We start from the raw sequence: 212 nt of genomic DNA on the forward strand, positions 1-212 counted from the left end.
CATCAACAAATGAATCGGCCGCTCCACTGGCCCCAGGTGTTCAAGCAACGCGCGGCCTGCAGGTGCGTCATGCACGTTGCCAGGCGTCAATCCAAAGGTGATGGCTGTTCGAGCATCTGCGGCAACCGTATGAATCTTGGTGTTCCATCCTCCGCGGGACTTGCCGACGGCCTGCGGGCCGTTTTTTTTAATGCACCCGTGCCATCGGGATG

The 212-nt window shown here is 59.0% G+C and carries 1 pseudogene; it reads right to left on the reverse strand.

What is annotated here, in order from left to right:
* Positions 1–212: pseudogene (locus tag ABS769_RS22790) on the reverse strand (IS5-like element ISCARN85 family transposase); the annotation flags it as partial.

The sequence above is a fragment of the Xanthomonas hortorum genome (genome assembly GCF_040279205.1).
Lineage (GTDB): Bacteria > Pseudomonadota > Gammaproteobacteria > Xanthomonadales > Xanthomonadaceae > Xanthomonas > Xanthomonas hortorum_F.